Source organism: Frankia sp. AiPs1, assembly GCF_023716945.1.
Taxonomy (GTDB): Bacteria; Actinomycetota; Actinomycetes; order Frankiales; family Frankiaceae; genus Frankia.
Genome location: NZ_JAMQQF010000374.1, coordinates 1 through 5,771, shown reverse-complemented (window position 1 = coordinate 5,771; position 5,771 = coordinate 1). Strand labels below are relative to the sequence as shown.

Genomic DNA, 5,771 nt, shown 5'->3' with positions numbered 1-5,771 from the left:
GCCTGGCTCTCCGTCGCCGCCGTCGCCGGGGCGGCGGGAACGGTCGCCGTCACGCGCTCCCCCCGGCCCGGCGGCCGGGGAGGAGCCGCGGTGGACCGCCGACCGGGCGGGCCGGTCTTCCTGACTGTCGCTCACGGGCTACTCCCGGTTCGCTCCTGGCGGCGTACGCGGGCCATGCGCACGCCGGATCCCCGCTTCGGCGTCACCGCGGCGCCGGGGGACGGCGCCGACGTCGAGGACCGCCATCGCCTCGGGCCTGGACCGTCTGGCGACCCCGGGCTCAGCTCTCCTGGGCCTCGGGGTCGACGGGGGCCTCGGTGTCCTCCACTTCAGCATTGCGCGCCACCCCGACCACCTGCACACCGGTCTCCAGATCGATGAGGCGGACCCCCATCGTCTGCCGCTGGGCACGGCGGACGTCCTTGGCGATGGTGCGCAGCACGCCCCCGTTGGAGGCGATCGCGTAGAGCTGGTCGTCCGGGTCGACGACGAGCGCGCCGACCAGGCCACCCCGGGTGGAGACGATCTTAGCGGTCAGCACGCCCTTGCCGCCGCGGCCCTGCACCGGGTACTCGGCCAGCGGGGTGCGCTTGGCGTAGCCGCCGGAGGTGGCCACCAGCAGGTCGGCGGTCGTTCCCGGCACGACGACGTCCATGGACAGCAGTTCGTCCTCGGCGTCGAAGCGCATGCCGATCACGCCGGAGGTGGCCCGGCCCATCGGCCGCAACTGCTCGTCGTCGGCGTGGAAGCGGATCGACTGGGCGTTGCGGCTGACCAGCAGCAGGTCGTCGCCGGGCGCGACCAGGCGGGCGGCGATGAGCTCGTCGTCGTCGCGCAGGTTGATCGCGACGAGGCCGCCGGCGCGGTTGGAGTCGAAGTCGCTCAGGGCGGTCTTCTTGCACAGCCCGCGCTTGGTGGCCAGGACGAGGTACGGCGCGACCTCGTAGTCCTTCAGGGCGATGACCTCGGCGATCCGCTCGTCCTGGGAGAACGCGAGGATGTTCGCGACGTGCTGGCCCTTGGCCGACCGGGCCTGCTCGGGCAGTTCGTGCGCCTTCGCCCGGTAGACCCGGCCCTTGTTGGTGAAGAACAGCAGCCAGTGGTGCGTCGTCGTGACGAAGAAGTGCTCGACGATGTCGTCCTCGCGCAGGGCCGCGCCCTGCACGCCCTTGCCGCCGCGGCGCTGCGAGCGGTAGAGGTCGGTCTTGGTCCGCTTGGCGTAGCCGCCGCGCGTGACGGTGACGACCACGTCCTCCTGGGCGATGAGGTCCTCGATGGACATGTCGCCCTCGAAGGGGACCAGGCGGGTCCGCCGCTCGTCGCCGAACTTCTCGACGACCTCGGCGAGCTCCTCGCCGATGATCTCCCGCTGCCGGACCGGTGAGGCGAGGATGGCCTCCAGCTCGGAGATCCGCGCCCGCAGCTCGGCGGCCTCGTCGATGATCCGCTGGCGTTCCAGGGCGGCGAGGCGACGCAGCTGCATGTCGAGGATGGCGGTCGCCTGGATCTCCGACAGCGTGAAGCGTTCCATCAGCTGGCCGCGGGCGGCCTCGGCGGACTCCGCGTTGCGGATGAGGCTGATGACCTCGTCGAGGTGGTCGAGCGCGATGAGCAGGCCGTCGAGGACGTGCAGCCGCTCGCGGGCCTTGCGCAGCTGGTAGCGGGTGCGCCGGACGATGACGTCGACCTGGTGCTCGACGTAGTAGCGGACCATCTGGTCCAGGCGCAGCGTGCGCGGCACCCCGTCGACGATCGCCAGCATGTTGACGCCGAAGGTGTCCTGCAGCTGGGTGTGCTTGTACAGGTTGTTGAGCACGACCTTGGCGACGGCGTCGCGCTTGAGGTCGATGACGAGGCGCTGGCCGATGCGGGCCGAGGTCTCGTCGCGGACGTCCGAGATGCCGGTGACCTTGTTGTCCCGGACCAGCTCGGCGATCTTCTCGGCCAGGTTGTCCGGGTTGACCTGGTAGGGCAGCTCGGTGACGACGAGCTGGGTGCGGCCCTTGTTCTCCTCGACGTTGACCACGGCGCGCATCCGGATGCTGCCCCGGCCGGTCCGGTAGGCGTCCTCGATGCCGCTGCGGCCGACGATCAGGCCCGAGGTCGGAAAGTCCGGCCCCTTGACGATGCCGATCAGCGCCTCGAGCATTTCCTCGTCGGTCGCCTCGGCGTGGTCGAGCGCCCACTGGACGCCGGTGGCGACCTCGCGCAGGTTGTGCGGCGGGATGTTCGTCGCCATGCCGACGGCGATGCCGCCGGCGCCGTTGACGAGCAGGTTCGGGAACCGGCTCGGCAGGACCAGCGGTTCCTGCGAACGGCCGTCGTAGTTCGCGGCGAAGTCGACCGTCTCCTGGTCGATGTCGCGCAGCATCTCCATCGCCAGGGACGCCATCCGCGCCTCGGTGTAACGCATGGCGGCGGGCGGGTCGTTGCCGGGCGAGCCGAAGTTGCCGTTGCCGTCGACCAGCGGGTAGCGCAGCGACCAGGGCTGCGCGAGCCGGACGAGAGTGTCGTAGATGGCCGAGTCGCCGTGGGGGTGGTAGTTACCCATGACGTCTCCGACCACGCGCGAGCACTTGAAGTACCCGCGGTCAGGACGGTAACCACCGTCGTACATGGCGTAGAGGACCCGTCGGTGGACGGGCTTGAGCCCGTCCCGGACCTCCGGCAGCGCGCGGCCGACGATGACCGACATGGCGTAGTCGAGATATGACCGCTGCATCTCGACTTCGATGCCGATGGGTTCTATGCGGTCGCCGGGGGGCGGCGGTAGGACGTCGACCACGGGGTCCTTCCAGGGCAGTGGGATCAGTCGTCAAAGGGGACGGGCGTCCCGGCGCGGGTGGCCGGGCGCTGCGGCGGGGCGCCAGCCACGATTCGCCCCGGGGGCGTCCCGGCCGGGGCGGCGCACAGCGGTGCCACGCGGGTCGGACCGCCGCGGCACCGCTCACACCGCGTCAGATGTCCAGGAAGCGCACGTCCTTGGCGTTGCGCTGGATGAAGCTGCGGCGCGCGTCGACATCCTCGCCCATGAGCACGGAGAACAACTCGTCGGCGACGGCCGCGTCATCGAGGGTGACCTGGAGCAGGATGCGCTTGTCCGGGTCCATGGTGGTGTCCCACAGCTCGGTGGCGTTCATCTCGCCGAGACCCTTGAACCGCTGGATGGCGTCCTTGGGCAGTTTGCGGCCGGCCTCCACCCCGCGCTGGACGAGCCCGTCGCGCTCGCGGTCGGAATAGGCGTACTCCCAGTCCTCCCGACCCCACTTGATCTTATACAGCGGCGGCTGGGCGAGGAACACGTGGCCGGCTTCGACCAGGGGCCGCATGAACCGGAACAGCAGGGTCAGCAACAGGGTCCGGATGTGCTGACCGTCGACGTCGGCGTCCGCCATCAGCACGATCTTGTGATAGCGCAGCTTGGCGATGTCGAAGTCGTCGTGGATGCCGGTGCCCAGCGCCTGGATGAGCGCCTGGACCTCGGTGTTCTTCAGGACGCGGTCGATCCGGGCCTTCTCGACGTTGAGGATCTTTCCGCGCAGCGGCAGGATCGCCTGGAACTTCGAGTCCCGCCCGCCCTTGGCCGACCCGCCTGCCGAGTCACCCTCGACGATGTACAGCTCGCAGCGCTCCGGGTCGGTGTACTGGCAGTCGGCGAGCTTGCCGGGCAGGCCGGTGCCGCCGAGCAGGCCCTTGCGCCGGGTCAGGTCCCGGGCCTGGCGGGCCGCGATCCGGGCGCGCTGGGCGTCGAGCGACTTGGTGACGATGGCCCGCGCCTCGGTCCGGTTGACCTCGAACCAGTCCTTCAGCGCCGAATAGCACATCTCCTGGACGAACTTCTTCGCCTCGGTGTTGCCGAGCTTCGTCTTCGTCTGGCCCTCGAACTGGGGCTGCGCGAGCTTCACCGAGATGATCGCGGTCAGGCCCTCGCGGATGTCGTCGCCCGACAGCCGCTCGTCGCCGCTCTTGGCGCCCGCCTTCACCGGCTTGAGCAGGTTCTGGTCCTTGGCGTAGGCGTTGACGGCGCTGGTCAGCGCGGCGCGGAAGCCCTCCTCGTGGGTGCCGCCCTCATGCGTGTTGATCGTGTTCGCGAAGGTGTAGACGGACTCGCTGTAGCCGGCGTTCCACTGCATCGCGAGCTCGGCCTCGATGCCGACACCCTTGGACTCCAGCGAGATCACGCTGCGGTGGATGGCGTCCTTCGTGGCGTTGAGGTGCCCGACGAAGTCGACCAGGCCGTTGGTGTACCGGTAGGTGACCTCGAGGCGTTCCTCGGGGCGCTCGTCGATCAGCGTGATCGACAGACCCTTGTTGAGGAAGGCCATCTCCTGCAGGCGACGGGAAAGCGTCTCGAACTTGTACTCGGTCGTCTCGAAGATGGTCGGATCCGCCCAGAAGGTGACCGACGTGCCGGTCTTCTTCGTGGTGCCGGTCTTCACCAGCGGCGCCGCCGGACGGGTCCCCACGTAGGGCTGGAACCAGACGTGCCCATCGACCTGGATCTCCACGTCGAGCTTGGTCGACAGCGCGTTGACGACGCTGACGCCGACGCCGTGCAGACCGCCCGAGACCGCGTAGGACTTGCCGTCGAACTTCCCACCCGCATGCAGCGTCGTCAGCACGACCTCGACCGCGGGCCGCTTCTCGGTGGGATGCATGCCCACGGGGATGCCGCGACCGTTGTCGACGACGCGGACGGCGCCGTCGGCGAGCAGGCTCACGGTGATCGTGTCGCAGTAGCCGGCCAGCGCCTCGTCCACCGCGTTGTCCACCACCTCGTAGACGAGATGGTGCAGACCACGCTCCCCGGTGGAGCCGATGTACATGCCCGGACGCTTGCGGACCGCGTCAAGACCTTCGAGAACCTTGATCGAACTTGCATCGTAGGCCACGCGGCGGGTCCCCTCGTTCTGGGCGGAAGTATCCACCAGTCTACCCGCCGACCCGTTTTAGCGGACGCAGGGTGACCCCTGACGTCTGCGCAGCGCCCCGTACGGCGGGACTGTGAACCCCCCTACGGGACCGACGCCTCCCGGGGCCTTGGCGCGCCTTCACGACGGTCACCCGACGCGACGATCAACCCTTGCCCACATGATCGCCTCCCGTTGAAGCCCCGGCGGGGGTCCGGACCTCCCCGACCGCTCCGGCGAACCGTCGCGGACGGTGATCACCGGATCGCCCCCCCGATCTGTCCGTCTCTTCCGGCGGGACACCTGGCCACCCCAGGGCGGCCGGGCGCGACTGTCCCGGGCGGGCCGCCGCAACCAGCGGCCGCGCCGGCCGGCGGAACCGGCCGGCGGAACCGGCCGGCGAACTCAGCCGTAGGTGTCGCGCGGGCCGCGCCCGCTGGTGCGGATCGACCCGTGCCGCCACGACGGCGCCGTCGGGCCGCGCACCGTGATCCGCTGGACGACCTGCGGCCCGAGCTCCCGGTGCAGGATGGCGAGGATCTGGCGGGACAGCATGCGCAGCTGGGTCGCCCAGGCAGTCGACTCGGCGACGAGCTCCAGATCACCGTCGCGCAGCGAGACCGGCGTGCAGTGGTCGGCGATGTCCGGGCCGACGATGACATCCCACCGGGCGAGCACGCCGGCGTCGTCGGCCTGCGGCTTCCAGCCGCGCGCGGCGAGCAGTCGGCTGATCGCGGTGCCGAAGGAGACCGGGTCGCGCCATTCCCGGCCGGGAGCGGCGATGCCCGGCAACCGCGGGCGCTGGGGCACCTGGCCGTCGTCCTCGCCGGACCGGGGCCGCCGACCGGCGCGGTCCGCGGC

3 protein-coding genes are annotated in these 5,771 nt (G+C 70.4%); all 3 read right to left on the bottom strand.

Annotated features, from left to right (window positions below):
* Nucleotides 1-280: 280 nt before the first annotated feature.
* Nucleotides 281-2,785, bottom strand: a complete 2,505-nt coding sequence (gene gyrA, locus ND748_RS23245) for a DNA gyrase subunit A (protein ID WP_251748085.1) — start codon at nucleotides 2,783-2,785, stop codon at nucleotides 281-283.
* A gap of 172 nt (nucleotides 2,786-2,957) precedes the next feature.
* Complete coding sequence (gene gyrB / locus ND748_RS23240; protein WP_308205708.1) at nucleotides 2,958-4,892, bottom strand: DNA topoisomerase (ATP-hydrolyzing) subunit B; 1,935 nt, start codon at nucleotides 4,890-4,892, stop codon at nucleotides 2,958-2,960.
* A 423-nt stretch (nucleotides 4,893-5,315) separates the two neighbouring features.
* A partial coding sequence (locus tag ND748_RS23235; protein WP_251748084.1) for a DUF721 domain-containing protein occupies nucleotides 5,316-5,771 on the bottom strand: 456 nt, incomplete at its 5' end.